The sequence below is a fragment of the Pseudomonas sp. V98_8 genome (assembly GCF_029967975.1).
Taxonomy (GTDB): domain Bacteria; phylum Pseudomonadota; class Gammaproteobacteria; order Pseudomonadales; family Pseudomonadaceae; genus Aquipseudomonas; species Aquipseudomonas umsongensis.
Map to the genome: position 1 here is coordinate 18669 of NZ_JASCAE010000075.1, position 26707 is coordinate 45375.

Consider the following 26707-nt stretch of genomic DNA (forward strand, 5'->3'; position numbering starts at 1 on the left):
CGATTCCTGTGACGAATTAAAAAATTCACAAAAAACTATTCGGTTCGGTGTGGTCGTGGACTGCTCAACGCCTGGTTGATCCAGGCCAACACGTCGCTCGTCACTTCATCACGGTTGATGTCATTGAACAGTTCGTGCCGTGCCTGCGGATAAACGGTCAGTTGCAAGTTCTGGCTGCCAGCCTCGCGCAGCGCGTTGGCCAGATCCTTCAGACGCTTGCCCTCACTCACCGGATCACATTCGCCGCCGATCACCAGCAACGGCAGGCCCGGATCGATCTGGGCGAGATTGGACGCTTTGCTGATTTGCTGCAACCCGCCGAGCAAGTCGATCCAAAGCTGGTTGGTACAACGAAAGCCGCACAGCGGATCGTTGGCGTACAGGTCGACTTCCACCGGGTCACGGCTGAGCCAGTCGAAGCGGGTGCGCGCCGGTTTGAATTTTTTGTTGAACGAGCCAAACGACAGCCATTCGATCAGGGCGCTACGGCCCTTGGGGCCCTGGCGCAGGCGTTCGACACGGGCGATTTGACGGGCTGCACGATAAAGCGCCACCGGCTGGAAGTTCGAACCGCTGAGAATGGCCCCGTGCAGGCTGGCACTGTGATGCAGCAGATAGGCCTGGGCGATGTAGCTGCCCATGCTGTGCCCAAGCAGCACGATAGGCACCCCGGGATGTTGCTGGCCGATGTGCTGGTTGAGGCACGCCAGGTCGCCCACCACTTTGGCCCAGCCGTCACTGTCGGCGAAATGACCGAGCGTCCCGTTTTCGGCAGTTTTGCCATGTCCACGCAGGTCCGGCGCGTAGACACCGTAGCCCTGCTCGCAGAATTTTTCCGCCAGGCGCGCGTAGCGGCCGCTGTGTTCTGCCATGCCGTGAGCCAGCAAAATTACGGCCTTGAGCTCGCCAGCAGGTAGCCACTGGTTGGCGAAGAGGCGGTTGCGGTCACTGGTGGTCAGCCAGAACGTGTCGTGGATCATGGCGATTCCTTTCCATGCAGGGTGCGCGAGGTGGTTGCATTGTATAGCGCATAAAGCCGCTGGCATCAGCCCACGCCACGGCGGGAAGATTCACACGATCAATGACGCCTTGGCCCATATTTGCCTGATTCACCATAGCTGCTAGTGTCCGTGAAGCTCCGCGTTCTGTTGTGCGAAAAGACAGAGCAGCGGCCCCGGATAGGTTCAGGTAAAGAGGACAAGAACAATGCAACCTGATTTCTGGAATGACAAACGCCCGGCCGGCGTACCCCTGGACATTGATGTCGCTGAATACAAGTCGGTCATCGAGGTGTTCGAACGTTCCTGCAAGAAGTTCGCGGACCGCCCGGCATTCAGCAACATGGGGGTCACCCTGACCTACGCCGAACTGGAACGCTACAGCGCAGCGTTCGCCGGTTACCTGCAAGCCCACACCGACCTGGTGCCGGGGGATCGCATCGCGGTGCAGATGCCCAACGTCCTGCAATACCCGATCGCCGTATTCGGCGCCTTGCGCGCCGGGCTGATCGTGGTCAACACCAACCCGCTGTACACCGCGCGGGAGATGCGTCATCAGTTCAAGGACTCCGGTGCCCGGGCACTGGTGTACCTGAACATGTTCGGGGCCAAGGTCCAGGAAGTGCTCCCGGACACCGACATCCAGTACCTGATCGAAGCGAAGATGGGCGACCTGATGCCCACCGCCAAGGGCTGGCTGGTCAATACGCTGGTGAGCAAGGTCAAGAAAATGGTCCCGGCGTACGCCTTGCCCCAGGCCATTTCGTTCAAGAGTGCGCTACTCCAGGGGCGCGGCAAGGGTATCAAGGCGCCCAAGGCCGGGCTCAATGACATCGCCGTGCTGCAATACACCGGCGGTACCACCGGCCTGGCCAAGGGGGCGATGCTGACCCACGGTAACCTGGTGGCGAACATGCAGCAGGCGCGGGCCTGCCTCAGCCAGTTCGCGGCCGACGGCCAGGCGCTGCTGCGCGAAGGCCAGGAGGTGATGATTGCACCGCTGCCGCTGTACCATATCTATGCCTTCACGGCCAATTGCATGTGCATGATGGTGACCGGCAACCACAACGTGCTGATCACCAATCCTCGGGACATTGGCGGCTTCATCAAGGAGCTGAAAAACTGGCGGTTCTCGGCATTGCTGGGGCTCAACACGCTGTTCGTTGCGCTGATGGACCACCCGGACTTCAAGACCCTCGACTTCTCCAGCCTGAAACTCACCAACTCCGGCGGCACCGCACTGGTCAAGGCCACGGCCGAGCGCTGGGAACAGTTGACCGGTTGCCGCATCACCGAAGGTTACGGCCTGACCGAAACCTCGCCGGTGGCCTGCACCAACCCGTACGGCGACCAGTCGCGCATCGGCACGGTCGGCCTGCCGGTGCCGGGCACTACCTTGAAAGTGATCAACGACGAAGGTGTCGAGCAGCCATTGGGCGAGCGGGGCGAGTTGTGCATCAAGGGCCCGCAGATCATGAAGGGCTATTGGCAGAAACCCGAAGCGACCAACGAAGTGCTGGATGCCGAGGGCTGGTTCAAGTCGGGTGACATTGCGGTGATCGACCCGGACGGCTTCGTGCGCATCGTCGATCGCAAGAAGGACATGATCATTGTCTCGGGTTTCAACGTGTACCCGAACGAAATCGAAGACGTGGTCATGGCTCACCCGAAAGTCGCCAACTGCGCGGTGATCGGTGTGCCGGACGAGCGTTCGGGCGAGGCGGTGAAATTGTTCGTGGTGGCTCGTGAGGCAGGGGTCAGCCTTGAAGAGCTGAAGGCCTACTGCAAGGAAAACTTCACGGCATACAAAGTGCCCAAGCACATCGTCTTGCGTGAATCGTTGCCGATGACGCCGGTGGGCAAGATTCTGCGGCGGGAGTTGCGCGATATCGCGTAGCAGGTCGTAGATCGAGGCGGTCCCAAAAGATCGCAGCCTTCGGCAGCTCCTACAATGGAACGAGATCCCTGTAGGAGCTGTCGAAGGCTGCGATCTTTTGCTTTGATAGCCCGAATTTCGGGGCTTTCAGCGACATATAGGTCTTTTGCTCTAAAATGACCGATTAGCAATCTTGAGTCACATTTGTGACCGTAGAGGCCGCTTTTGGCTCTAGTCGACCCTTTTCAAAGCTGCTACTCTCGGCGCGCTTTGTGACTTCTCGGCCTAGTAAAAGCCAGACTCACCTATAGACAAACACCAATAATAATCGCATCAAATGCGGTGTTGAATTCGCGTTGCTGAGGAGTGGGCTTCCATGATCGAAGACTTTTGGAAGGATAAGTACCCAGCTGGAATTGCTGCCGACATCAATCCAGACGAGTACCCGAATATTCAGGCAGTGTTGAAGCAGTCCTGCCAACGCTTCGCCAACAAACCGGCATTCAGCAACCTGGGCAGGACAATCACCTACGGTGAGCTGTACGAATTGTCCGGTGCCTTTGCCGCTTACCTGCAGCAGCATACCGATTTACAGCCGGGCGATCGAATCGCCGTGCAACTGCCTAACGTGTTGCAGTACCCGGTTGCCGTCTTCGGCGCCATCCGTGCCGGCTTGATCGTGGTCAACACCAACCCGCTGTACACCGCGCGGGAGATGGAGCACCAGTTCAACGACTCCGGTGCCAAAGCCCTGGTTTGCCTGGCCAACATGGCGCACCTGGCTGAAACCGTCGTGCCGAAAACCGGGGTCAAGCACGTGATCGTCACCGAAGTGGCAGACCTGCTGCCACCGCTCAAGCGCCTGCTGATCAACAGCGTGATCAAGTACGTGAAGAAGATGGTGCCGGCCTATCACTTGCCCAAAGCCGTCAAGTTCAACGATGTGCTGAGCAAGGGCCATGGCCAGCCCGTGACCGAAGCCAGCCCGGCCAGCAGCGATGTCGCGGTGCTGCAATACACCGGCGGCACCACTGGCGTCGCCAAGGGCGCGATGCTGACCCACCGCAACCTGGTGGCCAACATGCTGCAGTGCAAGGCGCTGATGGGCTCCAACCTTAATGAAGGCTGCGAGATCCTGATCACGCCGCTGCCGCTGTACCACATCTATGCCTTCACCTTTCATTGCATGGCGATGATGCTGATCGGCAACCACAACATCCTGATCAGCAACCCGCGCGACCTGCCGGCGATGGTCAAGGAACTGTCGAAGTGGAAGTTCAGCGGTTTCGTCGGCCTCAACACCTTGTTCGTGGCCCTGTGCAACAACGAAGGCTTCCGCAAGCTGGATTTTTCGGCGCTGAAAGTCACCCTGTCCGGGGGCATGGCCCTGCAACTGGCGGCGGCCGAGCGCTGGAAAGCAGTCACCGGTTGCGCCATCTGCGAAGGTTACGGCATGACCGAAACCAGCCCGGTGGCCACGGTCAACCCGATCCAGAACATCCAGATCGGCACCATTGGCATTCCGGTGCCGTCGACCCTGTGCAAAATCGTCAATGATGCCGGTGTCGAACAGCCATTGGGCGAGATCGGTGAGTTGTGCGTGAAAGGCCCGCAAGTCATGAAGGGCTACTGGCAGCGCCAGGAAGCCACCGATGAAATCCTCGACAGCGAAGGCTGGTTGAAAACCGGCGACATTGCGCTGATCCAGGCGGATGGCTACATGCGCATTGTCGATCGCAAGAAAGACATGATCCTGGTGTCCGGCTTCAACGTGTACCCGAACGAGCTTGAAGACGTGCTCGCGACCCTGCCGGGCGTACTGCAATGCGCGGCCATCGGTGTACCGGACGAGAAGTCGGGCGAGGCGATCAAGATATTCATCGTCGCCAAGCCGGGCGTGACCCTGACCAAGGAGCAGGTGATGGAGCACATGCGCGCCAACGTCACCGGCTACAAGGTTCCAAAGGCGGTGGAGTTCCGCGATGCGCTGCCGACCACCAACGTAGGCAAGATCCTGCGTCGTGAACTGCGTGATGAAGAGTTGAAGAAGATCAACGCGAAGAAAACCGCCGCGTAATCAAACAAAAAGCCCCGCAGATGCGGGGCTTTTTGTTTGGGTGATCGTTCCCACGCTCTGCGTGGGAATGCAGCCCGGGACGCTCCGCGTCCCTTTTTACAGCTGGAACGCGGAGCGTCCCTTGAGGCATTCCCACGCAGAGCGTGGGAGCGATCAGGGCAACAGGGGTGTTATTGGCGGAACGGCGCGAAATTAACGTTGGTGCCCGCCGGGCGCATGTCCTGCAGGAACGAGTCCTTGTCGGCGCTCAGTTCCAGGCTCAGGGCTGCCTTGCGCTTGCCTTCGTTGCGTACCACCAGGCCTTCGAGTTTTTCGCGCAGGAACACCGTCGGCACTTTCAGGTGCAGCAGTTCGTCGGTGTCTGGCGTGTGCATCAGCAGGTGAATCCACTCGTACTGCCCAACAGCGAGGCGCGACACCGGAATGTCGAACCACCAGATGTTGCGGTTGCGGTTCAGTTCGGTGAAGTGGCAATTGTTGACGCCAAGCACAGCACCGCCGAGTTCCTGATTTCTGCGGGCAATGGCCTGCTTTTTATCGAGTTTCATAACATTCCTACAAAATTGGATCTTCAGCGCCAGGGCCTGAATACGTTGCGCATTCTCGGGGGTTGGCCGGTAAACATAAAGCCCAACCTGCTCGGATCGATGAAATGTCGCGATAAAAATAAATGAAACTCCGTGCGATCGCCTCCGGTCAACCTTCTGTAACCACTTTATTCATCAATATGTTCGGGAGAAATACCATGAGCAGCACAGGCGATAAAGTTAAAGGCATGGCCAATGAAGCCGCTGGTAACGTCAAACAAGGCGTTGGCAAGGCTACCGGCAACGACAAGATGCGCGCCGAAGGCGTCGTGCAGGAAAAGAAAGGCGAAGCTCAGCAAGCCGTGGGCAAGGCCAAGGACGCTATCAAAAAAGGCGTCGACAAGGCCTGATTCGGCCTGATTGGCAAAAGCGACGGCCATCCACGGATGGCCGTTTTTGTGTCAGCCTGAACTTGAGCACGGAAATCGTTTCAAAGTCGCCAAGTAAACTGCTTTGATGTAGAAAACAGCCCCTGAGTCGCCACGACTTCAACCCTATCTTGATTGCGGCGAATGGAGACGCTAATGATTTTTCCAGACATGAGAGGCCTGCCTATCCACCGTGTGATGATGCGCACGGTCACCGAGTTCGTCGATGACGAGATGTCGACCTATGCCTCGGCGCTGGCCTATCAGATGCTGTTTTCGTTGTTTCCTTTCATCCTGTTCCTGATCGCCCTGATCGGCTTCCTGCATCTGCCGGACTTTTTTTCCTGGTTGCGCCTGCAATCGGAACTGGTGTTGCCACCCCAGGCGCTCGAGCAAGTGAACCCGGTGATCGACCAGCTCCAGCAATCCAAGGGGGGACTGCTGTCGGTGGGTATCGTGATTGCCCTGTGGACCGCGTCGGCCGGCGTGCGCTTGATGATGAGCGCGATGAACGCCGCCTACGATGTGGTTGAAGGTCGGCCGGCGTGGAAGCGCTTTCCGCTGTCGATCATCTACACCGTCGGCATCGCCGGTATGCTGCTTATCGCTGCCGCCCTGATGGTGCTAGGGCCGCAGGTGATGAGCTGGATCGCATCGCAAGTTGGTCTTGAGTACTTCATTGTGACGCTGTGGAGCATCGTGCGCTGGCCGATGATCGTGATTTTGTTGATGGTTGCCGTCGCTTTGATCTACTACGTCATGCCCGACGTCAAACAGGAGTTCCGCTTCATCACGCCAGGTTCGGTGCTGTCGGTGGTGGTTTGGATCATCGCGTCGCTGGGCTTTGGTTTGTACGTCAAGGAATTCGCCAACTACAACGCCATGTATGGCAGTATCGGTGCGATCATCGTGCTGTTGCTGTACTTCTACATTTCCGCCGCGGTGTTGCTGCTGGGAGCGGAAATGAATGCGGTGATCGAGCACATGTCGCGAGAGGGCAAAGACCCTGGCGAGAAGGTTCCCGGCGAGCATGGACCCGTCCATGAGGAAAAACACCACGTGTCGGGACTGGGCCGGGATCATTCAAAACCCAAACCGACCATTGACGAAACCTGACCATGATCCGTGAAATTCTGAAAATGGGCGATGAACGCCTGCTGCGCATTGCCCCGCAAGTGCCGGCCGAGATGTTCGACAGCCCCGAGTTGTGGCAACTGATCGACGACATGTTCCAGACCATGGAAAGCGTCGGCGGGGTAGGCCTGGCCGCACCGCAGATCGGTGTCGACCTGCAACTGGTGATCTTCGGGTTCGAGCACAGCGAACGTTACCCGGACGCCGAAGCGGTGCCACAGACCATTCTGATCAATCCGCTGATCACGCCGTTGAGCCCTGCGTTGGAAGAAGGTTTCGAAGGGTGCCTGTCGGTGCCTGGCCTGCGCGGCGCGGTGGATCGATATCAACACATCCGCTACGAAGGGTTCGACCCCAAGGGCGAGCCGATCGTGCGTATCGCTTCAGGGTTTCACGCGCGGGTGGTGCAGCATGAGTGCGATCACCTGATCGGTCGGTTGTACCCGTCGCGCATCAGCGATTTCAGCAAGTTCGGGTTTACCGAGGTGATGTTCCCGGACCTTGATCCCAACGCCGACGACTGACTGTTACGGCTCCAGGCCCATGGCAATCATCGGCTTGCTGCGCGCGTAGCGACTCAGGCGCTCGACCATGGCGTAGGGCATTGGCGGATCGAAGGCAAAGCCACGACGTTGATAAAAATCACGCAAGTCCGGATGACAGAACAGCCATACCGGGCTTTCAATGTTTTGGGTGGCGGCGGCGATCAACGCCGCGGCAACTCCTTGTCCGCGACAGGCCGGGTCGACAAACAGCCCGGTCAACCAATGCCCGCCGGACACCGGCCGCAAACACAGCGCCGCGACGATCCCGTCGCGCCGCGCAACCCACAATTGGGCGTCGCGGACCGCCTTCATCGACGATTGATGGGCGCGATAAAACTTGTTCATCAGCGGCCATGACGGCTCGTCGAGACGGGTGTACTGGGTATCGGGCATGGTCTGGGACTGTCGGTGCGCAAAGCGGGTGATTATAAAAGAACACGCCGCCGAAGATAGGTGTATACCTGATCTCACATCCCCAGTCAGTGGAGTACGCATCATGTCCAAAGGTATGGATTCGAAGAAAGCAGCGAAGAAAAAACCGCTGAAAACCGCCATCGAAAAGCGCACCGAAAAGAAAGCCAAGAAGGTAGGCGTGTTCGGTCACTGAGCCGGCGCTGATGGCCGCTCCCATGCAACATGGGAGCGGTCCTTATGAAAAAATCTGCAAGATTTGCCCCCTTTGAATCGTCTGAGAGAAGTCTGCATGGAGCTCAAGACCAACGCGACGCTGATCATCATCGACCAACAGAAAGGCATCCTGCATCCCAAACTCGGCCGGCGGAACAATCCCCAGGCCGAGGAACGCATGCTGCAACTGCTAGGCCATTGGCGCCGCAGCGCTCGGCCGGTGATCCACGTGCAACATTTTTCCCGTTCAGAGGATTCAGTGTTCTGGCCTGGGCAGTCCGGGGTGGAGTTTCAGGCGCGGTTTCTGCCTGCGCCTGGCGAACGACACATTCAAAAACAGGTACCGGACGCGTTTTGTTCGACGGGGCTGGAAGCCGTTTTGCGCGAGGCGGGGATCGAGCAACTGGTTATCGTTGGCGTGGCGACTCACAACTCGGTGGAGTCCACGGCGCGCACGGCAGGCAATCTGGGGTTTGAGACCTGGGTCGTGGAGGACGGCTGCTTTACCTTCGACAAGGCCGATTTTTTCGGCAATGCCCATTCAGCCGAAGAGGTTCATGCGATGTCGCTGGGGAACTTGCACGGCGAGTACGCCACCGTCACCAGCACGGCACATATCCTGGACGCGGTTGAAACCCTGTAGGAGCCGGCTTGCCGGCGAAGGCGGCCAGCCTGATACACCCGTAGCCCCTACAGAGAATCGGATTCAGCCGATCAAGCGCCGTGGCACTTCTTGAACTTCTTGCCGTTGCCGCATGGGCAAGGATCGTTGCGGCCGACGTCTTTCAAGGCGTTGCGCACCGGTTCCTGGTGGGCGTGGCCGCAGTTCGGGCCGTGAACATGGCCATGGTCGTGATCATGCTGGTGATGGTCATGATCGTGGTTGCAGTCTGGGCCATGAACATGGGGTTGCTGGGTCATCGAGGTTGCTCCGGAATTAGATCGGCGGGGATTATCACGCCATTACGCGCCAGGTGCACGTAGTGAGCGATGAATAAACCGGTTTCCATCTCACCTTCCAGACGATAGGGAATGGCCTGCTCGGAGTTTTTCAGTTGTTTGACCAGGTCCTTGACCTTGGGCCACAGGTTGGTGCGGATCGGCACCTTGTAAAAACGACTGCTCTTGGGGTTTACGGTGATCCAGTGCTCGTGCTCGCCCTCGGCCAGCAGGATGTCGCCCAAGTGGATGCGGTACTCCAGTCCGCGCACGGTCAGCTCGCTGTCATTGCGGTTGTCGATGCGAAAATGCAGGACGAACCGTTGCTCCAACAGCTTGGCCCGCACGACTTCGACCCTGACCAGATGCACCTCGGGGTCTGGCTCATCGTTGCTGAACCAGGACGCGCAGCCGCCGAGCCCCAGGCAAAGAGCCAGCGTGAGTAGAATGCGTCCGAATTGCTGGGTGATCATGGTCGTTTTTTTCTCCCTTGAACCTGTAGGAGCTGGCTTGCCAGCGAAAGCGGTGTATCTGACACACCGCGTCGTATGGTTCGCCGGCAAGCCGGCTCCTACAGTCCGGGGTTAGCTACCGAAATACCCCGAACAGCACTTCTTGAACTTATGCCCACTGGCGCAAGGGCAGGCGTCGTTGCGTCCGATGTTCAGTTGCACGGTAGGGTCGATGAAGTACCAGCGTCCGGCATTCTGTACAAACGATGAGCGTTCACGATGGCTGTGCTCGCCGCTGCCGTCGTGCCAGCGTGCGGTGAACGTGACGAAGGCATGCTCCGGCTGGCCGCCGAGCACTTCGGAACTTTCGACTTCAAGGCCCAGCCAGGTGCTCTGGGCACTCCAGTCAGTGATCGATTGGCGATCGAGCCCGCTTTGCTGGGCGGGCAGGGTGGTGGCCACCAGGTAATCGATCAGGCCCAGCACGTAGGCGCTGTAGCGCGAGCGCATCAGGGCTTCGGCGCAGGGTGCCGGATGTCCGGCATGGTAATGGCCGCAGCAGGCATCGAGCAGGGTGCCGCTGCCGCAAGGGCAAATGGATGTACTCATTGCGTTACCACCAGTATTTCCCAAAATTTTCCGGATTGGCCCAGAACCGCGAGTTGAGCCAGTCGGGTACTTGTTTGTAGTCAAGCAGATCATAGGTGAACAGTGTCAGCACCTGCTCGTCTCGCTGGAAGCGTTCGCTGGCTTGCAGTGCCAGGGAGAAAAAATCGGTTTCCTGCCAGCCGCTCGCGGGCAAGTCGGCCAGCACCGCGATGCGGCTGGCATTGAGGTTGCGAATGCCACCGAGCAGGTTCAGCCCATCTCGCTTGGGCAGGTGTTCGAGGCAGTCGACCACCAGCGCCAGGTCAAAGCGGCGCGCCGCCAGCTCGGCGGGCAGCGGTCCGGGCGCCGTATGCGCCACGCTGCTGTCCGGATGCGCAAGCTTGAAGGCTTCAAGCGCGGGGAATTCGCTGGCGCCAATCAACAGCAGGCGCGCAGGGGCATAACGGTCCAGCAAAGCGGCCAGAGCCTGCTGCGGCGTACGTGAAGAAATACCTGCATTCATTGAAAATCCTCAATCAGATTTGCCAAGACTAGCCTGCCCGCTTGTTCGATCCTAGAGCGGCTTTGCGTGAAAAGTCACGATCCCCTGTGAACACGAGATAAAACTGCCATGGCCTATTGCTGGCGGAGATTAAAACTCGGGTCTTTACTCCCTGAATCGGTTCTAAGCCGATCCTTCAGGAGAAAACTAGATGAGCATAGTTCGGACAGCATTACCCCTGGTTCTGCTAACCAGTGTGTTGACTGGTTGTGCAGGTTTGCAGAAAACCGACTGGCCGACCTGTGCGGCGGTTGGTGGTGTCGTAGGTGCGGGTCTCGGCGCAACCGAGAGTTCATCATGGGCCGGTTATGGCGCGTTGGTAGTCGGTGCTACGGCTGCAGCTTATTGCTGGGTTCACGGTGATGGTGACGAAGATGGCGATGGTGTGCTCGATAGCCGCGACAAGTGCCCGGGCACGCCACGGGGTGTGAAGGTCGATGCCGATGGTTGCCCACCACCAGCGCCTGCTCCAGTGGTTGAAGAGGTCGTGGTCGTCAAGGAAGAAACCATCGTCATCCGCGACGTCAACTTCCAGTTCGACTCGGCCAAGCTGACAGCCGCCGATAAAGAGAAGCTCAACACCATCGCCACTCGCCTGAAACAGGAAGCAGCCAGCGCCCGACTGACCGTGACCGGACACACCGACAGCGTGGGCAGCGATGCCTACAACCAGAAACTGTCGGACCGCCGCGCGCATTCGGTGGTGGAATATCTGATCGAAAGCGGTGTGCCTCGCAGCAGCTTCGTGTCGGTCACCGGGGCCGGGGAAAGCCAGCCGGTTGCCGACAACAAAACGGCTGACGGTCGCGCGATGAACCGTCGCACGGAAATCAAAATCAACCGCTAGACCCCTCGCATCCACGGCTTGTGCAGTCGTGGATGCGGGTCTTTACTCCTGTGTAGCCGGCATCGGCCGGTGGCACAGGAGCTTTCAAAAATGAGCTATTTCACACGGACCGTCTTGCCGGTTCTGCTGCTTGGCAGCCTGTTGACCGGTTGCGCTACCCATAGCGATGGCACTGCCCCCCTCAATCAACGTACCTGGCCGATTTGCAGTCTCATTGGCGGGCTTGTCGGTGGAGGCCTGGGCGCTATCGAAAGTGGCGGTTGGGCGGCCGGTGGCGCGGCGCTGGGTATCTTGACCGGAGGTTTGATCTGCTATGCCCAGGATGGGGACGAAGACGACGATGGTGTATTCGACCGTCGCGATCGCTGCCCTGACACGCCCGCCAATACGCCTGTGGAACATCATGGTTGCCCGCTGCCGCAGTACCCGGCCAGCGTGAAGGCCGAACCTGCGCAAGCCGAAGTCATCACACTGAGCGATGCCGACGATGTGCTATTTGCCTTCAATAGCGCTGACTTGACCCCCAGCATGCAAAGCAAGCTGGATTCGGTGATGGGCAAACTGCAGGATCCCAGCGTCGCGAGCATCAAGGTGATCGGCCATACCGACAGTGTCGGATCGGATGAGTACAACCAGGAACTGTCGCAAAAACGTGCCAGCAGTGTCGCCGAGTATTTGCTCAGCCAGCACGTTGCGCCCAATAAAGTCACCAGCGAAGGCAAGGGCGAGAGCGAACCTGTTGCTGATAATGATACCGAAGAAGGACGCGCGCAAAACCGCCGTGTGGAGTTGCACATCAATCGCTGAGCCCCGCAATAGAGCCGTCGGGCGATGTTTTACGTCGTTCCGTCGGCTATTTGCCGAACCTTGTGAAGAATTTGCGCTTGCCCTCTGGCTTATCCCGCGTGGAAGCCGTTACTGTGCGAGCAAATAATAATTCTGATCGGGGGCGTGTATGAAGGTGATATGGGGGCTGGGGAAGTTGTTGACCCTGGTGTTCTGGCTGGTGGTGCTGGTCAATCTGCTCACGCCGTTCATCTATCCGCTGCACCCGTTGGTCAACCTGGCCGGGTGCCTTCTGGCGGGGCTTCATCTACTGGAGGCGCTGTTCTGCTACCGAAGCCTCAGGGGCCGCGCCCACCCTTGGCTCGATCGCTTGAAAGTGCTCTTTTTCGGCGTTTTCCACCTGCAAACCCTCCCGGCTCCCACCGCATCTAAGGCTTCCCATGCGTAAACTCTGTCTGCTCGCCGCCCTCATCAGCCCATTGGCTTGCGCCCAGGTGGTGAGTGTTGAAACCAACTCGCTGATGCGCCTGCCCAACACGGCCAGCACCTTGCAACTGGAACGCCTGGAAGTGGCCGACTACGGCACCTTGCTGATCCCCTCGAACGTGACCGAAGTCAGCGTTGGTGAACTGCGCCTGGGCCGCGATGCGCGGATCACCATCGTCCCTGGTGAGCAGGCGCTGGAGTTGAAGGTCAACCGTGCCGAGTTATCCGAGGGCAGCCAGATCAACGCGCGCGGCGCACCGGGGACTTACCAGAAGGCTGCCCGCTCCGGGCGCAACCTGAACTTGCAGATCAAGGCACTGACGGCACCGCAACTGCTGGTGGATGGTCGCGGTGGCGCGGGCGCACCAGGATTCGTCGGCCTCGACGGGGCCAACGGCCAGGCACCAGGTTGCGCCTGGGGCCAGGCAGGTCGAGGTGCCGATGGCAGTGATGGCAGCAATGGCCAGGCCGGTGCGCCTGGCGCGGCGGTCAGGCTGGCGGTGCCTCGTGATTACCCGGCAGACAAGATCAAGGTTCAAGTGGCCGGCGGTGCCGGTGGCGTGGCCGGGCCAGGTGGTAAGCCGGGGGCGGGCGGTAAAGCCAAGGGTTGCCTGGTCTACAAGGCCGATGGCGGCAAGAGTGGCAAGCCTGGCCTGGACGGGCAACCGGGAGAGGAGGGGGCTGCAGGTTCGGTAACGGTGCAGCGGTTGTAACCCCCATCCCCCAGACCGATCGGTCCCACGCAGAGCGTGGGAACGGTCACAACGTCGGCCGAAGCGCCGCAATCGCCACCAACACCAGGCCAACGATCAGATTGATTCCCACCAACCGGCGAATCCTCCCCAGCACCGCAGCCCCCGCCGGCCAATCCTGGGCCGTTACCGCGGCGCGCAACTCCGGCAACATCAACGCCTGGATCCGGATGAACAGCGCGGTCATCACCACATACAACCCCATCATCACCTGCACGTAACGCGGCGCGGTTTCAAATCCTGTGTATTGCAGATGAATCATGCCCACGCCGCTGATCGGCAACAACAGCACCGCGACCCAGACCCAGCGGAAAAAACCCTGAAACACTTCAAGCCACAGCTTCAACCGGGCAGGGCCCTCCAACGCCTTCAAGGCCGCGGGGCGCAAGACCATCCAGGCGAAAAACATGCCGCCGACCCAGACCAGGGCCGCCAGTACATGCAGGCTATAAATGAGGCTAAAAGGTGTCATCGGGTTACTCCGTTCTGCGCGGGATTCATTAGCGGGGTATGATAGCGGCCGAACCGAACTACTGAAAATTTATCCAGCGTTTCTTGCGCCCGACAATCCATGATCAGCACTGAACTCAAAACCACGATCCAGGGCGCCTATTCGCGTTTTCTCGAAGCGAAGAGCCTCAAGCCGCGTTACGGCCAACGCCTGATGATCGCCGAAATCGCCAAGGTCCTCGGTGACATCGACACCGACGACGAAGGCCGGCGCAGTGGCGACCCCGCGATTGTCGCGGTGGAAGCCGGCACCGGTACCGGCAAGACCGTGGCCTACAGCCTGGCGGCCATCCCTACCGCCAAGGCGGCCGGCAAGCGCCTGGTGATTGCCACCGCCACCGTGGCCTTGCAGGAGCAGATCGTCTACAAGGATCTGCCCGACCTGATGCGCAACAGCGGGTTGAATTTCAGTTTTGCGCTGGCCAAGGGGCGTGGGCGCTACATGTGCCTGTCCAAGCTCGACATGTTGCTCCAGGAAGGTCACGCCCAAACCGCCACCGCCCAGTTGTTCGAGGAAGAAGGTTTCAAGATCGAGGTCGATGAGGCCAGTCAGAAGCTGTTTACCAGCATGATCGAGAAGCTCGCCGGCAATAAGTGGGACGGTGACCGCGACAGCTGGTCCACTGCCCTGGAGGACGCCGATTGGGCGCGCCTGACCACCGATCACAGCCAGTGCACCAACCGCCATTGCCCGAACTTCGGCCAGTGCGCCTTCTACAAGGCCCGCGAAGGCATGGGCAAGGTCGATGTGATTGTCACCAACCACGACATGGTCCTGGCTGACCTGGCACTCGGTGGCGGGGCCGTGCTGCCCGATCCACGCGATACCATCTATGTGTTCGACGAAGGCCATCACCTGCCGGACAAGGCCATCGGTCATTTCGCCCACTACACGCGCCTGCGCTCCACCGCCGACTGGCTGGAAACCACCGCCAAGAACCTCACCAAGCTACTGGCCCAGCATCCCTTGCCGGGTGACCTGGGCAAATTGATCGAGCAAGTGCCAGAGCTGGCGCGGGAGATCAAGACGCAGCAGCAGTTCATGTTCACCGCCTGCGAACAGGCTGCAGATTTCAAGCCCGGTGAAGACGTCGAAGGCCGCGAACGCCCGCGTCACCGTTTCGTCGGCGGGGTGATTCCCGAGCACATGCGCGAAATGGGCATCGAACTGAAGAAAGGCTTTGCGCGCCTGACTGATTTGTTCACCCGCCTCACCGAATTACTCAAGGAAGGCATGGACGGCGAGGTCAATATCGGCATCGCCAGTAACCAGGCCGAAGAGTGGTATCCGCTGTTCGGCAGCCTGTTGTCCCGTTCTTCGGGCAACTGGGAGTTGTGGGTCGCGTTCACCGCTGAAGACCCCGAGGACAACCCGCCCATGGCGCGCTGGCTGACCCTGGCGGAAAGCGGTTCGCTGTTCGATATCGAGGTCAACGCCAGTCCCATCCTGGCGGCGGAAATGCTCCGGCGCAATCTGTGGAACGTGGCCTACGGTGCGCTCGTAACCTCCGCGACCTTGACTGCCCTGGGTACCTTCGACCGCTTTCGCATGCGCGCCGGCCTGCCGAAAAAAGCCGTGACCGCCGTGGTGCCGAGCCCGTTCCATCACGCTGACGCCGGCGTGTTGCGGGTGCCGAACCTGAACGCCGATCCGCGGGATGCAGCGGCCCATACCGCGGCGATCATCCGCGATCTGCCGGAGCTGGTCGAAGGCTCAAGGGGCACGCTGGTACTGTTTTCCTCGCGCAAGCAGATGCAGGACGTGTTCGACGGCCTGGACCGCGACTGGCGCAAGCAAGTGTTCATTCAAGGCAACCTGTCGAAGCAGGAAACCCTGAACAAGCACAAGGCGCGGGTCGATGGCGGGGATTCGAGCGTGTTGTTCGGCCTGGCGAGTTTCGCCGAAGGGGTCGACTTGCCCGGCGCGTACTGCGAGCACGTGGTGATCGCCAAGATTCCATTCTCGGTACCGGATGACCCGGTGGAAGCGGCATTGGCCGAATGGATCGAGGCCCGTGGTGGCAATCCATTCATGGAAATCTCGGTTCCCGATGCCTCGCTGAAACTGGTCCAGGCCTGCGGCCGCCTGCTGCGCACCGAAGAGGACCGCGGCACCATCACCTTGCTCGATCGGCGCCTGGTCACCCAGCGCTATGGCAAGGCGATCCTCAATGCGTTACCTCCCTTCCGACGTGAAATTTCCTGATAAACCGGTGGGCAGTTTTGCCCACCGCGCTGTCTATCTCTCTACCATCGCTTTTCCATTGGCCCATCCGGGTCGCTAGGGAGAATATCGTTCTCATGATTCGCCGTTATGTGCGTCGCTCGCTACCTGCCGTTCTTGCCCTGTTCGCAGCGCCCTTGCTGGCCGCACCCGCAGGCCAACAGACGCTGTTCAACTTTGTGCGCCCTGCCGATGTAGTCCAGGTGGCGACCCAGGACGCCAGCCTGCCGCAATCCAACGCCGAACAAACCGCCGAAGGTGAAGTGCTGCGCCGGGTGACGTTCAACCCGGTAGCCCGGCCGACGCTGCGCCTGTCTCCACAGAGCGGGGCATGGGACTGGTCGCAGTCGGGTGTGATGAGCTTGCGGATCCAGAGCGCGATGAACTGGGCCGTGACCTTGTACGTGACCATCCAGAGCAACGACGGCAAGACTTTGGTCAGTCGCGTCGATCTTCCAGCCGGCCCAGCGCAGACCCTGCTGGTGCCATTGCAGCCGACTTCGCCGCTCAGCCAAGGCATGAAGGCGGGGCCACCGATGCCAATGACGGTCGACGGCCAGCGCGTTCTGCTGGCCAGCAGTGCCGGTGAACTGGACCGTAGCCAGGTAGTGTCGGTCAGCTTGTCCATGGATCAGCCGAAAGTCGCCCAAAGCATCTTGCTGGAGCGCTTTGGGGTGCAGGACGGCGAAGGGGTGACCCAAACGGTCTATGGCGCGCTGGTGGACACTTATGGCCAATCGACCCGGGCCAAATGGCCGGAAAAAATCAGCAGCGACGAACAACTGAAAAGCGTCGCCGCCAAGGAGCAGCAGCAGCTGAAAACCTGGCTGGCTGAACGCGAAAAGTCTTCCCTGGACAAATTCGGCGGGTGGACCAACGGGCCGACGTTCAAGGCCAGCGGCTTTTTCCGCACAGAAAAACGCGACGGCCGCTGGTACCTGGTGACGCCGCAAGGTCATCCGTTCTACTCGCTGGGGGTCAATGCCGTTACGGCGGACGTCAACCAGACCTACGTCGCCGGTCGTGAATGGATGTTCGAATCCCTGCCCAAGGCTGGCGAGCCGCTGGCCAGTCACTACGGTGAAGGTGACAACCGCGGTGGTAATGGTGTGGATCAGGGCCGCGGCTTCAATTTTGGCAAGTGGTACGACTTCTACGGTGCCAATTTGCAGCGTCTGTATGGCGACCCTTGTGCATCAGGTAGCGATACCAAGGCGGGCGTCGCGCAAGCGGCCAAGGCCGACGCGCTAGAGGCAACGATCGAGAAGGCTGCCGAGCCCCCTGTCACGCCGTCGACGGCCGAATCCGGTGTCGCTGAAGCCGCCAGGACCGGCGCCGTCGATGCGACGGTGGCAAAGGCATCGGAGCCAAAACCTGCCGAGCCGTGCAAGACGACGTTTGACGAGCAACGCTGGACCCGCCACACCCTGGACCGACTGCAAGCCTGGGGCTTCAACACCCTCGGCAACTGGAGCGCCTCGAGCCTGGGTGACGCCGAACGCGTTCCCTACACCTTGCCCCTGTCGATCGTCGGCGATTACGCCAGCATCAGCACCGGCAGCGATTGGTGGGGCGGGATGCCCGACCCGTTCGACCCGCGCTTCGCCATGGCGACCGAGCGCGCCGTGGCCATTGCCGCCCGCGATCACCGTGACGATCCATGGCTGATCGGTTACTTCGCTGATAACGAACTGGCCTGGGCCGGTCCCGGCGACGACCCGAAAGCCCGTTACGCGCTGGCTTACGCCACCCTGAAAATGACCACCGACGTGCCGGCCAAGCGCGCGTTCCTCAAGCAGTTGCGCGATAAATACCGTAACCAGGCGGGCTTGTCGAAAGCCTGGGGTATCGATCTGCCTGCCTGGGAACTGATGGAAGACCCAGGCTTCGTGCCGCCGTTACCAAGCGCCGAGCATCCGGAAATCGAGGCTGACTTCAAATATTTCCAGAAGGTTTTCGCCGACACCTACTTCAAGACCATTTCCGATTCCCTAAAGTGGCACGCGCCCAACCAGTTGCTGCTCGGTGGCAGGTTCGCCATCAGTACCCCGGAAGCCGTTGAGTCCTGTGCGCAGTATTGCGACGTCCTGAGCTTCAATATGTACACCTTGCAACCGCAGGATGGTTACGACTTCGCTCAACTGCGCAGCCTCGACAAGCCGGTGTTGATCACCGAATTCAACTTTGGCTCGACCGATCGGGGCCCGTTCTGGGGCGGCGTGACGCAACTGGCGAAGGAAGAAGACCGTGGCCCGGCCTACGCGAATTTCCTGAAGCAGGCGCTGAACGAACCGTCGATTGTCGGGGTGCATTGGTTTCAATACCTCGACCAACCCGTGACCGGGCGCCTGCTGGACGGCGAAAATGGTCACTTTGGCCTGATAGGCGTTACCGATCTGCCATTCCAGGGCTTTGTCGACAGTGCGCGCAAGAGCAACCTGGCGGCACTCGATCAGTTGGGCAAAGAGGCGCAGAAGGCCGCAGCTGAGGTCGACAAAGCCAGCCACGACGCCGAGGGCGGGCGCAAGGCCGAAGCCGGGAAAGGCCCGGGGAAAGGCGCGGGTGGGCATTCCGGCAAAGGTCATTGAGTCTTGAAGCACCGCGTTATCGTTCTTCGCGAGCAAGCCCGCTCCCACATTTGACTGAGTTCTCACAGAACAAATGCGATCAAAAGGTGGGAGCGGGCTTGCTCGCGAAGGCGTCTTCACAGGCTCCAAAAATTTCTGATCAGTTCTACCAGTGATTGACCGCCCAGCCCGCACCTGTTCCCAAAACCCTCAAGGGCTGGAACAATGCGGGCCACTTTACAGAACGTTCTTCGGGGAGTCGCGGGTGCAGATTCAGGGTCATTACGAGCTTAAGTTCGAGGCAGTGCGCGAAGCGTTCGCGGCGTTGTTCGACGATCCTCAGGAACGTGGCGCCGCGTTGTGCATCCAGATCGGCGGCGAAACCGTCGTCGACCTGTGGTCTGGCACCGCCGACAAGGACGGGGCTGAAGCCTGGCACAGCGACACCATTGCCAACCTGTTCTCCTGCACCAAGACCTTCACCGCCGTCACCGCCCTGCAGCTGGTGGCCGAAGGCAAGCTGCAACTGGATGCCCCGGTGGCTCGCTACTGGCCGGAATTCGCCGCCGCCGGCAAAGAATCGGTCACCTTGCGCCAACTGCTTTGCCATCAGGCCGGGCTGCCGGCGTTGCGCGAGCTGCTTGCCCCCGAAGCGCTGTACGACTGGCCAACCATGGTCGAGGCGCTGGCCGCCGAAACACCCTGGTGGACGCCAGGCGAAGGTCACGGTTATGCGGCCATCACTTATGGCTGGCTGGTCGGCGAGCTGTTGCGCCGTGCCGATGGTCGTGGCCCCGGTGAGTCCATCGTGGCGCGGGTTGCCAAGCCTTTGGGCCTGGATTTTCACGTCGGCCTGGCCGATGAAGAGTTCTATCGCGTGGCGCACATTGGCCGCGGCAAGGGCAATGTCGGCGATGCGGCGGCCCAGCGTCTGCTACAAGTGACCATGCGTGAACCAACGGCCATGACCACCCGCGCTTTCACCAATCCGCCGTCGGTTCTGACCAGTACCAACAAGCCGGAGTGGCGACGCATGCAGCAGCCGGCGGCCAATGGCCATGGCAATGCCCGTAGCCTGGCCGGGTTTTACACCGGGTTGCTCGATGGCAGCCTGCTCGAAGGCGAGTTGCTCGATGAACTGACCCGCGAGCACAGCCTCGGCGAGGACAAGACCTTATTGACTCGAACGCGTTTCGGCCTGGGCTGCATGCTCGATCAACCGGATGTGCCCAATGCCACCTTCGGACTGGGCGCGAGAGCGTTCGGGCATCCGGGTGCTGGCGGCTCCGTTGGTTTCGCTGACCCCGAGCATGATGTGGCGTTCGGTTTTGTGACAAATACCCTGGGGCCGTACGTCTTGATGGATCCGCGCGCACAAAGGCTTGTGCGGGTACTGGCCACTTGTCTGTAAATCACGCTCAAAGGTTCCGGAGCTGGAACCCGACGGCCTTTTCAGTTTCCAATCGTCTGTTTTATGCGGGCCGACCGGCCTGATTCTAATGACTTCATTTTTGTGGATATCCAATGTCAACCAAACCCACCCTCGCCTTGGCACTGTGCTTCGCTATTACAGGTTGCGCACAGACTCCTAAAAGTGATGTAGACGGCGGCAGCTGGTGGCCGTTCGGGTCTTCCGACAAAGTCGCGGCCAAGGAGCCAGCGCCAGCACCGGCTCCGCTGAAACCCGTTGCCGCGCCGGTTGCCAAGGCTGAGAGTTCCAACCCTTGGTACTGGCCGTTCGGTTCCGAGGAAGCGCTCGATAAAAAACCAGAAGTAAAACCTGCAGCCAAGCCGGTCGAAGTGGCCAAGGCTGAGGCCGATGCAGGGGGCAAGTGGTGGTGGCCGTTCGGTGGCAAAGAGCAGAGCACAGCCAAAGCCGTGCCGATGCCCGATCCGAAAGTAACCCAGGCTTGGCTGGACGACTACGAACCGCGTCTGCGCACAGCGATCAAGGACAGCAACCTGCAACTCGAACGCCGTGAAAACGTATTGGTGGTGACCGCGCCCGTAGAGGGCTCGTTCAACCCGGACCGCCCAGCCATGCTCTTGCCGGTGACGCTCGGCCCGTTCACTCGCGTTGCGAAAATCCTTGAAGCTGACCCGAAGACCGCCGTGCTGGTACTCGGCCACAGCGATACCTCGGGCGCAGCGCCTGCCAATGTGAAGCTGAGTCAGGAGCGTGCGCAGTCCGTGGCGGCGATCTTCCGCCTCAGTGGCCTGCAGCGTGATCGCCTGATGCTGCGTGGCATGGGCGGCGAAGCCCCGCGTGCCGCCAACGACAGCGTTGAGGGCCGCGCCTTGAACCGTCGAGTAGAGCTGTTGGTAACGCCGCAAAACACCATGGTCGCGTTGCTGAGCAAGTACAATATGCCGGCCCCGGCGCCTGTGCGCATGGTCGCAACCCAGGACATCAAACCGGTGGCCAAGCCTGTGACTCCAGCACCAAGCGAAGCGAAGAAAGCGGCTGCACCGGTGGCGAAGAAAGCGCCGGCCAAGAAAGCCGCCAAGGCTCCAGCCAAGAAGGCACCGGCTAAAACCGCAACGCCAGCGAAAAAGACCGCACCGGCCAAAGCCGCTGCCGACGCGACCAAAGTCGCTGCCGATACCACAAAGAAGTGATTCGTTAACCATAAGGATTGCGCCATGACCAAGGCCCTGGCTGATATGCGCCGCGACTACACCCGTGATGGCCTGACCGAGGCGCAAGCCCCGGCCGAGCCGTTTGCGCTGTTCCACCAATGGTTTGCCGACGCGGTGAAAACCGAACAGGCACCGGTGGAGTCTAATGCCATGACCTTGGCCACTGTCGACCAGGACGGGCGACCGCATTGCCGGATTCTGCTGCTCAAGGGACTGGATGCGCAAGGCTTCACCTTTTTCACCAACTACGACAGCGCCAAAGGCCAGCAGCTGGAGGCGAATCCATTCGCGGCCATGACGTTTTTCTGGCCGACGCTGGAGCGTCAGGTACGGATTGAAGGGCGGGTGGTGAAGGTCACGCCCGAGGAGTCCGATGCGTATTATCAGGTGCGCCCGCTGGGCAGCCGCCTTGGTGCCTGGGCTTCGCCGCAGAGCCGGGTGATAGCCGATCGCAGCGAGCTGGAGTCGCTGCTCAAGGATACCGAGCAACGTTTCAGCGATACCCAGCCACATTGCCCTGAACATTGGGGTGGGTATCGTTTGCTGCCAGAGCGCATCGAGTTCTGGCAGGGCCGTCCAAGCCGTCTGCACGACCGGCTCAACTATCGCCTGCAGGGCGCCGACTGGATTCTTGAACGTCTGGCGCCTTAAGCAGTCTACCGCTCGGAATAGCTTGCCGCTGCGGCCTCGAGCCACCGCGGCAGGTCTCGACGCTTGATTTTCTGCGCATGAGCGCTTGCCAACTGTTCGAGCATGAAGGCTTTTTTCTGCTCGTCCTTGCCGGCCAGCGCCAATGCCAGGTCACGGTCCATCCAGCGTCTGATGCGCACGTACAGCCACCCATGGAAGTACAGTCCGGCGACGGTAGTGACGACAATGATAAAGTAATCCATATAGATCCCTGGTCAGTGGCGCAGTTTTGCAAATAGGCCGTTACTGTGTGGTGAGCTCGTCGAGGGGCCTGTACAGCGCCTGAATCGAAGCAATTTTCTCCAGGCAAGGCCGTGACAGGCGTTCAGCTGCGGAGTTTAATGGTTACTTGTCCTTTGGAGTTGATGCTATGCGTAAGTCTGTTCTGCTGGTTGCTTCCTTTTCCACCATGGCGATGTTGCTCACTGGCTGCCAATCGAGCTTGACCGGTGACTCCTATTCCCGTGACGAAGCGCGTCGCGTGCAGACGATTCGCATGGGCACCATCGAAGCCCTGCGGCCGGTGAAAATCGAAGGTACCAAGACCCCGATCGGCGGCGCTGCGGGTGCAGTGGTCGGCGGTGTTGGCGGCAGTGCCATCGGCGGCGGCCGGGGCAGTATCGTCGCAGCGGTCATCGGCGCAGTGGCCGGCGGGCTGCTGGGCTCGGCTACCGAAGAAGGCTTGACCCGCACCCAGGGCGTGGAGATCACCGTGCGTGAAGACGACGGCAGCATGCGTGCCTACGTGCAGCAGGTTCAGGAAAACGAAGTGTTCCGCGTCGGCGAGCGCGTGCGTATTGCCACGGTTGATGGCACCAGTCGCGTTTCTCACTAAGCGGTAAATACGGTAAAGGAAAATCCCGACCAGGGTGACTGGTCGGGTTTTTTTTTGCGCCGGTTTCCGGCATCGGGCTACAGATCGTTCTTTAGGGCTGTTTCAATGACTTGCTCGGGTATTAATTCTCGAGCGCCGTCCCCATCACCAAAATATTCACCGGGCCAGATAAAAAGATCGGAAATACGAGCATCCGGGATATTGAGTGCCAACATTTTCAGCCAGAAGCAGGTGGCGTGTTCCGGGTTATCGTCATCCATGACTCTTCGAGCCATTTCGATCAGTTCACATTGGGAGATATCCTTCAGGCGGCGTTCATAAGGCCCCATCAGGATCTGGCGAACCCATGTGTCATGATCCTGGGCTCCGTTAATACCTGGAAAATCGAGAGAGGTCAGATCCGTCATAGCCTCTCGATTGAATTCAGCCAACTGATCCCTGATCTGATCCTGATCTGCGCCATCAATTTGCGCAGCTAGGTTTGCAAGGCGAGCAACCTTGGTTTCGCAAAGGTGCGGGGGCATCAGTTCCTGACGTAGCGCCATAACCCTCTCCAAAATTGCTGAATTTGACCGTGCCTGCAAAAAGCAAAAGGCACGGTCACAAATCGCAACGTTAACGAGAAAGGCTTGGGGATTTATGCAGGCAGTTTCCGTAAAGCTCGTAGGAAGAATCCGAAGCTCGGTGCGGTTTTTGTAAGAGCGAGCTTGCTCGCGAAAAACCTGAAAACACCGTTGGGTTTCAGGTTTCCCGCATCATCGTTGACGTCCATCGGAACGCCGCCTGGAGCCAGCTTGCTCCTACAGGCGCGCCGTTTGCAGCGCAGACTTGCGACTGGCTGCCGCCGTGACGGCATAGCCAATCAAGGCTGCCAGAATCGAACCGGTCAGTATCCCCATCCGATCCATCCCCGCGTAGTCACTCACGCCTGGCTCAAAGGCCAGCGAACCGACAAACAGGCTCATGGTGAAGCCTATGCCGCAAAGAATCGCGACACCCAGCACCTGGCCCCAATTGGCACCCTGGGGCAGGGCGGCGATGCCGGTTTTCACCGCCAGCCAGGTCAGGCCGTACACGCCGACTGTCTTGCCCAGAAGCAGGCCAATCGCGATGCCCATTGGCACGTTATGGGTGAAGCTCTCGGTGGTAACGCCACTCAGGGACAGGCCGGCGTTGGCGAAGGCGAACAACGGCAGGATGCCGTAGGCCACCCAGGGGTGCAGCGCGTGTTCCAGTGTCAGCAGGGGCGACGGTTCGGCGTTTTTCGTGCGCAACGGTATGCAGAAGGCCAGGGTCACCCCCGCCAGCGTGGCATGCACACCGCTCTTGAGTACGCAGACCCAGAGGATCAGGCCGATGATCATGTACGGTCCGAGCTTTACCACGCCGAGCCGGTTCATTCCGATCAGCGCCGCGATGCAGGCTGCAGCCAGTGCCAGGGACAGGGTCGATAGCTCGCCGGAGTAAAAAATCGCGATGATGACGATGGCGCCGAGGTCGTCGATGATCGCCAGGGTCATCAGGAACAACTTCAGCGACACCGGAACGCGTTTGCCCAGCAACGCCAGTACACCCAGCGCGAAAGCGATGTCGGTGGCTGTCGGGATCGCCCAGCCGTTCAGCGCCGGCGGGTTGTCGCGGTTGAGGAACCAATAGATCAGCGCCGGCACGACCATGCCGCCAATGGCGGCTGCGCCGGGCAGGACGATCTGTGACGGCTTGGACAGTTGCCCGTCGAGGACCTCGCGCTTGACCTCCAGACCGATCAAAAGGAAGAACATCGCCATCAGCCCGTCATTGATCCATAGCAGCAGGGGCTTGGCGATTTTCAGCGCGCCGATCTGGGCGACGACGGGGGTTTCCAGCAGGCCGTTGTACAGCCACGACAGCGGGGAGTTATTGATGATCAGCGCGAGGATAGCCGCGGCGATCAATAACAGACCGCTGGCAGCTTCCAGCTGAAAGAAACGCGTGAACGTGCTACGCAGAGGCATAGTCGCTCTCCATCGATAAAGTCAAAAGGTGGCACACCCTAACCCGTACCGTTAGTTGTTAAAACAAAAGTTATATTCTTTTTTGTTATATGTCGTAACAGCACGATTTTTCGGCAAGGTCTTGAGCCTAGCAGTTGCCAGATGCATTGGAACCCAGCTGTATCTGTGCTGGATGTAGGATTTTTCCTAAGCTTGAAGGTTGAGGCTTGTGAAAAGGCCGCCAATTGCCCGATCCATCGAGATAACTACCATGAGCGACAACCGACAGTGGTCCCGCGAAGCCATCCGGATCATCGAAGCCGATTTCCAGCGCAGCGCCGACACTCACCTGATCCCCTTGTCGCTGCCAGGCTTTGCCGGCATCGAGTTGTACTTCAAGGATGAATCGAGCCACCCCACCGGCAGCCTGAAACACCGCCTGGCGCGGTCGCTGTTCCTGTACGCGCTGTGCAATGGCTGGCTCAAGCCCGGAGCGCCAGTCATCGAGGCGTCCAGCGGTTCAACGGCGATTTCCGAGGCGTACTTCGCGCGTTTGCTGGGGGTGCCGTTCATTGCGGTCGTGCCGGCCAGCACGTCGAAGGAGAAGATTGCGCAAATCGCTTTCTATGGCGGGCAAACGCATCTGGTCACGGACCCTACGCAGATCTACGCCGAATCCGAACGCCTGGCGCGCGAACATGATGGTCACTTCATCGACCAGTTCACCTACGCCGAGCGCGCGACCGACTGGCGGGCGAACAACAACATTGCCGAATCGATCTTCCAGCAGATGCGCTTCGAAAAGCACCCGGAGCCGAGCTGGCTGGTGTCCAGCCCCGGTACCGGGGGTACGACGGCGACCCTGGGACGTTACGTACGCTATCGCCAGCACGCCACCCGCGTGTTGTGTGCCGATGCCGAACGCTCGGTGTTTTTCGATTACTACCAGAGCGGCGATGCCAGCCTGCGCCTGTCTCACGGTTCGCGGGTCGAGGGCATTGGACGGCCCCGGGTGGAAGCGTCATTCCTGCCCAAGGTCATCGATGCGATGGTCAAGGTGCCCGACGCGTTGTCGTTGGCAGCCATGCATTACCTGGCGAAACGCCTGGGGCGTCACGTCGGCGGATCGAGCGGGACGAACCTGATCGGCGCCCTGATGGCCGCGCAGCAGATGGCAGCGGCGGGGGAGGAGGGGTCGATCGTGGCGATTCTGTGCGACAGCGGCGAGCGTTATGCCACGACGTATTACGATCAGGCCTGGCTTCAGGCCGAGGGGTTTGAACTGGGCGGGTTGATCGATGCGGTGGCGGCGACGGTCGAGCGCGGCGAGGCGCTACCGGCGAGCGTGTTGCGCGCCAATATCTGACACACAGAAGATCAAAGGTGGGAGCGGGCTTGCCCGCGAATGCGGTTCGTCATTCAACAGAAACGTTGGCTGATCCACCGCCTTCGCGAGCAAGCCCGCTCCCACAGGGGGTGGGCATCAGGCTTCGAGGTCGAGGATATCCCGCGCCACCGCTTCGGCGATGCGCCGGCCGGGAAATCTGACACACAGAAGATCAAAGGTGGGAGCGAGCCTGCTCGCGAAAGCGGTTCGTCATTCAACAGAAACGTTGGCTGATCCACCGCCTTCGCGAGCAAGCC

Annotated in this window: 28 protein-coding genes; 17 read left to right on the plus strand and 11 right to left on the minus strand. The window is 60.0% G+C overall.

Translation table 11 applies throughout. From position 1 onward, the window contains the following. Positions 1–35: 35 nt before the first annotated feature. The gene (locus QLG10_RS22925) at positions 36–980 is read right to left on the minus strand and encodes an alpha/beta hydrolase (protein WP_188264695.1); all 945 of its coding nucleotides are present in this window, start codon (positions 978–980) and stop codon (positions 36–38) included. A 226-nt stretch (positions 981–1206) separates the two neighbouring features. On the opposite strand from QLG10_RS22925, the gene fadD2 reads away from it, so the two are divergent. Together fadD2 and fadD1 are read left to right on the plus strand one after the other, a co-directional pair. Continuing rightward, complete coding sequence (fadD2, locus tag QLG10_RS22930; protein WP_188264696.1) at positions 1207–2895, plus strand: long-chain-fatty-acid--CoA ligase FadD2; 1689 nt, start codon at positions 1207–1209, stop codon at positions 2893–2895. A gap of 355 nt (positions 2896–3250) precedes the next feature. Beyond that, entirely contained in the window at positions 3251–4951 is a 1701-nt protein-coding gene (fadD1, locus tag QLG10_RS22935; RefSeq protein WP_110748867.1) for a long-chain-fatty-acid--CoA ligase FadD1, read from the plus strand. A gap of 170 nt (positions 4952–5121) precedes the next feature. Here fadD1 and QLG10_RS22940 read toward each other — a convergent pair whose 3' ends face one another. Beyond that, positions 5122–5499: a hypothetical protein gene (locus tag QLG10_RS22940; RefSeq protein WP_008019269.1), complete on the minus strand. Its 378-nt coding sequence runs from the start codon at positions 5497–5499 to the stop codon at positions 5122–5124. A 197-nt stretch (positions 5500–5696) separates the two neighbouring features. Between QLG10_RS22940 and QLG10_RS22945 the strand changes: the two genes are divergently transcribed. The 3 genes from QLG10_RS22945 to def all read left to right on the plus strand — a co-directional run bounded on the left by QLG10_RS22945 (position 5697) and on the right by def (position 7564). Continuing rightward, positions 5697–5888, plus strand: a complete 192-nt coding sequence (locus QLG10_RS22945) for a CsbD family protein (protein ID WP_110748868.1) — start codon at positions 5697–5699, stop codon at positions 5886–5888. Positions 5889–6062: 174 nt separating this feature from the next. After that, on the plus strand, positions 6063–7022 hold the full coding sequence (locus QLG10_RS22950) for a YihY/virulence factor BrkB family protein (protein WP_020798094.1): 960 nt from the start codon (positions 6063–6065) through the stop codon (positions 7020–7022). Between the two features lie 2 nt (positions 7023–7024). After that, on the plus strand, positions 7025–7564 hold the full coding sequence (gene def, locus QLG10_RS22955; RefSeq protein WP_110748869.1) for a peptide deformylase: 540 nt from the start codon (positions 7025–7027) through the stop codon (positions 7562–7564). 3 nt (positions 7565–7567) lie between these two features. Here def and QLG10_RS22960 read toward each other — a convergent pair whose 3' ends face one another. Then, positions 7568–7978, minus strand: coding sequence for a GNAT family N-acetyltransferase (locus QLG10_RS22960; RefSeq protein ID WP_020798096.1), 411 nt, complete (start codon positions 7976–7978; stop codon positions 7568–7570). A 310-nt stretch (positions 7979–8288) separates the two neighbouring features. Here QLG10_RS22960 and QLG10_RS22965 point away from each other — a divergent pair, with 310 nt between their 5' ends. Next, entirely contained in the window at positions 8289–8855 is a 567-nt protein-coding gene (locus tag QLG10_RS22965; RefSeq protein ID WP_282488095.1) for a cysteine hydrolase family protein, read from the plus strand. A gap of 71 nt (positions 8856–8926) precedes the next feature. Here the strand turns inward: QLG10_RS22965 and QLG10_RS22970 are convergent, their stop codons facing one another. The 4 genes from QLG10_RS22970 to QLG10_RS22985 all read right to left on the minus strand — a co-directional run bounded on the left by QLG10_RS22970 (position 8927) and on the right by QLG10_RS22985 (position 10714). Further along, complete coding sequence (locus QLG10_RS22970) at positions 8927–9133, minus strand: SEC-C metal-binding domain-containing protein (RefSeq protein ID WP_008056806.1); 207 nt, start codon at positions 9131–9133, stop codon at positions 8927–8929. After that, positions 9130–9624 (minus strand): LEA type 2 family protein, encoded by a 495-nt coding sequence (locus QLG10_RS22975; RefSeq protein ID WP_110748873.1) that lies wholly within the window; start codon positions 9622–9624, stop codon positions 9130–9132. Before QLG10_RS22975 ends, QLG10_RS22970 begins: the two co-directional genes overlap by 4 nt. Positions 9625–9735: 111 nt before the next feature. Next, entirely contained in the window at positions 9736–10212 is a 477-nt protein-coding gene (locus QLG10_RS22980; protein ID WP_282488088.1) for a YchJ family protein, read from the minus strand. Positions 10213–10216: 4 nt separating this feature from the next. Beyond that, positions 10217–10714, minus strand: a complete 498-nt coding sequence (locus QLG10_RS22985) for a DUF6231 family protein (protein ID WP_020798100.1) — start codon at positions 10712–10714, stop codon at positions 10217–10219. A gap of 190 nt (positions 10715–10904) precedes the next feature. Between QLG10_RS22985 and QLG10_RS22990 the strand changes: the two genes are divergently transcribed. From QLG10_RS22990 to QLG10_RS23005, 4 genes are all read left to right on the plus strand, one after another. Continuing rightward, positions 10905–11600, plus strand: coding sequence for an OmpA family protein (locus QLG10_RS22990; RefSeq protein ID WP_110748877.1), 696 nt, complete (start codon positions 10905–10907; stop codon positions 11598–11600). A 90-nt stretch (positions 11601–11690) separates the two neighbouring features. Then, on the plus strand, positions 11691–12407 hold the full coding sequence (locus tag QLG10_RS22995; protein ID WP_282488090.1) for an OmpA family protein: 717 nt from the start codon (positions 11691–11693) through the stop codon (positions 12405–12407). A gap of 148 nt (positions 12408–12555) precedes the next feature. Further along, positions 12556–12834, plus strand: a complete 279-nt coding sequence (locus QLG10_RS23000) for a DUF1145 domain-containing protein (protein WP_110748881.1) — start codon at positions 12556–12558, stop codon at positions 12832–12834. Further along, positions 12827–13585 carry a collagen-like protein gene (locus QLG10_RS23005; RefSeq protein ID WP_110748883.1) on the plus strand — a complete coding sequence of 253 codons (759 nt, stop codon included), beginning with the start codon at positions 12827–12829 and terminating at the stop codon, positions 13583–13585. The genes QLG10_RS23000 and QLG10_RS23005 overlap by 8 nt, the downstream gene beginning before the upstream one ends. Before the next feature lie 46 nt (positions 13586–13631). Here the strand turns inward: QLG10_RS23005 and QLG10_RS23010 are convergent, their stop codons facing one another. Beyond that, positions 13632–14096 (minus strand): CopD family protein, encoded by a 465-nt coding sequence (locus QLG10_RS23010; protein ID WP_282488091.1) that lies wholly within the window; start codon positions 14094–14096, stop codon positions 13632–13634. A 99-nt stretch (positions 14097–14195) separates the two neighbouring features. Here QLG10_RS23010 and dinG point away from each other — a divergent pair, with 99 nt between their 5' ends. The 5 genes from dinG to pdxH all read left to right on the plus strand — a co-directional run bounded on the left by dinG (position 14196) and on the right by pdxH (position 22216). After that, complete coding sequence (dinG, locus tag QLG10_RS23015; protein WP_110748887.1) at positions 14196–16340, plus strand: ATP-dependent DNA helicase DinG; 2145 nt, start codon at positions 14196–14198, stop codon at positions 16338–16340. Between the two features lie 95 nt (positions 16341–16435). Further along, a complete protein-coding gene (locus tag QLG10_RS23020; protein ID WP_282488092.1) occupies positions 16436–18946 on the plus strand; it encodes a beta-galactosidase in 2511 nt (836 codons plus the stop codon). A gap of 244 nt (positions 18947–19190) precedes the next feature. After that, a complete protein-coding gene (locus QLG10_RS23025; protein ID WP_282488093.1) occupies positions 19191–20336 on the plus strand; it encodes a serine hydrolase domain-containing protein in 1146 nt (381 codons plus the stop codon). 113 nt (positions 20337–20449) lie between these two features. Beyond that, entirely contained in the window at positions 20450–21544 is a 1095-nt protein-coding gene (locus QLG10_RS23030) for an OmpA family protein (RefSeq protein WP_110748892.1), read from the plus strand. Positions 21545–21568: 24 nt separating this feature from the next. Next, positions 21569–22216: a pyridoxamine 5'-phosphate oxidase gene (gene pdxH, locus QLG10_RS23035; RefSeq protein WP_110748894.1), complete on the plus strand. Its 648-nt coding sequence runs from the start codon at positions 21569–21571 to the stop codon at positions 22214–22216. A gap of 5 nt (positions 22217–22221) precedes the next feature. Here the strand turns inward: pdxH and QLG10_RS23040 are convergent, their stop codons facing one another. Then, positions 22222–22458, minus strand: a complete 237-nt coding sequence (locus tag QLG10_RS23040; protein WP_033043204.1) for a hypothetical protein — start codon at positions 22456–22458, stop codon at positions 22222–22224. Positions 22459–22625: 167 nt separating this feature from the next. Between QLG10_RS23040 and QLG10_RS23045 the strand changes: the two genes are divergently transcribed. After that, positions 22626–23090, plus strand: a complete 465-nt coding sequence (locus tag QLG10_RS23045; RefSeq protein WP_020798113.1) for a glycine zipper 2TM domain-containing protein — start codon at positions 22626–22628, stop codon at positions 23088–23090. 77 nt (positions 23091–23167) lie between these two features. Here the strand turns inward: QLG10_RS23045 and QLG10_RS23050 are convergent, their stop codons facing one another. Further along, on the minus strand, positions 23168–23635 hold the full coding sequence (locus QLG10_RS23050) for a hypothetical protein (protein WP_110748896.1): 468 nt from the start codon (positions 23633–23635) through the stop codon (positions 23168–23170). 255 nt (positions 23636–23890) lie between these two features. Continuing rightward, entirely contained in the window at positions 23891–25084 is a 1194-nt protein-coding gene (gene nhaA / locus QLG10_RS23055; protein WP_248678289.1) for a Na+/H+ antiporter NhaA, read from the minus strand. Positions 25085–25334: 250 nt separating this feature from the next. Between nhaA and QLG10_RS23060 the strand changes: the two genes are divergently transcribed. After that, a complete protein-coding gene (locus QLG10_RS23060; RefSeq protein WP_282488094.1) occupies positions 25335–26429 on the plus strand; it encodes a PLP-dependent cysteine synthase family protein in 1095 nt (364 codons plus the stop codon). Positions 26430–26707 lie beyond the last annotated feature (278 nt).

Coding starts and splice junctions, on each gene's coding strand:
- QLG10_RS23030 (WP_110748892.1), top strand. CDS start 20,450: ATGTCAACCAAACCCACCCTCGCCTTGGCACTGTGCTTCGCTATTACA.
- QLG10_RS23020 (WP_282488092.1), top strand. CDS start 16,436: ATGATTCGCCGTTATGTGCGTCGCTCGCTACCTGCCGTTCTTGCCCTG.
- QLG10_RS22980 (WP_282488088.1), bottom strand. CDS start 10,212: ATGAGTACATCCATTTGCCCTTGCGGCAGCGGCACCCTGCTCGATGCC.
- QLG10_RS22970 (WP_008056806.1), bottom strand. CDS start 9,133: ATGACCCAGCAACCCCATGTTCATGGCCCAGACTGCAACCACGATCAT.
- QLG10_RS22945 (WP_110748868.1), top strand. CDS start 5,697: ATGAGCAGCACAGGCGATAAAGTTAAAGGCATGGCCAATGAAGCCGCT.
- QLG10_RS22925 (WP_188264695.1), bottom strand. CDS start 980: ATGATCCACGACACGTTCTGGCTGACCACCAGTGACCGCAACCGCCTC.
- QLG10_RS23010 (WP_282488091.1), bottom strand. CDS start 14,096: ATGACACCTTTTAGCCTCATTTATAGCCTGCATGTACTGGCGGCCCTG.
- QLG10_RS22985 (WP_020798100.1), bottom strand. CDS start 10,714: ATGAATGCAGGTATTTCTTCACGTACGCCGCAGCAGGCTCTGGCCGCT.
- QLG10_RS22975 (WP_110748873.1), bottom strand. CDS start 9,624: ATGATCACCCAGCAATTCGGACGCATTCTACTCACGCTGGCTCTTTGC.
- def (WP_110748869.1), top strand. CDS start 7,025: ATGATCCGTGAAATTCTGAAAATGGGCGATGAACGCCTGCTGCGCATT.
- pdxH (WP_110748894.1), top strand. CDS start 21,569: ATGACCAAGGCCCTGGCTGATATGCGCCGCGACTACACCCGTGATGGC.
- fadD1 (WP_110748867.1), top strand. CDS start 3,251: ATGATCGAAGACTTTTGGAAGGATAAGTACCCAGCTGGAATTGCTGCC.
- QLG10_RS22995 (WP_282488090.1), top strand. CDS start 11,691: ATGAGCTATTTCACACGGACCGTCTTGCCGGTTCTGCTGCTTGGCAGC.
- QLG10_RS22940 (WP_008019269.1), bottom strand. CDS start 5,499: ATGAAACTCGATAAAAAGCAGGCCATTGCCCGCAGAAATCAGGAACTC.
- dinG (WP_110748887.1), top strand. CDS start 14,196: ATGATCAGCACTGAACTCAAAACCACGATCCAGGGCGCCTATTCGCGT.
- QLG10_RS22960 (WP_020798096.1), bottom strand. CDS start 7,978: ATGCCCGATACCCAGTACACCCGTCTCGACGAGCCGTCATGGCCGCTG.
- QLG10_RS23045 (WP_020798113.1), top strand. CDS start 22,626: ATGCGTAAGTCTGTTCTGCTGGTTGCTTCCTTTTCCACCATGGCGATG.
- QLG10_RS23005 (WP_110748883.1), top strand. CDS start 12,827: ATGCGTAAACTCTGTCTGCTCGCCGCCCTCATCAGCCCATTGGCTTGC.
- QLG10_RS23060 (WP_282488094.1), top strand. CDS start 25,335: ATGAGCGACAACCGACAGTGGTCCCGCGAAGCCATCCGGATCATCGAA.
- QLG10_RS22950 (WP_020798094.1), top strand. CDS start 6,063: ATGATTTTTCCAGACATGAGAGGCCTGCCTATCCACCGTGTGATGATG.
- QLG10_RS23050 (WP_110748896.1), bottom strand. CDS start 23,635: ATGGCGCTACGTCAGGAACTGATGCCCCCGCACCTTTGCGAAACCAAG.
- QLG10_RS23040 (WP_033043204.1), bottom strand. CDS start 22,458: ATGGATTACTTTATCATTGTCGTCACTACCGTCGCCGGACTGTACTTC.
- fadD2 (WP_188264696.1), top strand. CDS start 1,207: ATGCAACCTGATTTCTGGAATGACAAACGCCCGGCCGGCGTACCCCTG.
- nhaA (WP_248678289.1), bottom strand. CDS start 25,084: ATGCCTCTGCGTAGCACGTTCACGCGTTTCTTTCAGCTGGAAGCTGCC.
- QLG10_RS23000 (WP_110748881.1), top strand. CDS start 12,556: ATGAAGGTGATATGGGGGCTGGGGAAGTTGTTGACCCTGGTGTTCTGG.
- QLG10_RS22965 (WP_282488095.1), top strand. CDS start 8,289: ATGGAGCTCAAGACCAACGCGACGCTGATCATCATCGACCAACAGAAA.
- QLG10_RS22990 (WP_110748877.1), top strand. CDS start 10,905: ATGAGCATAGTTCGGACAGCATTACCCCTGGTTCTGCTAACCAGTGTG.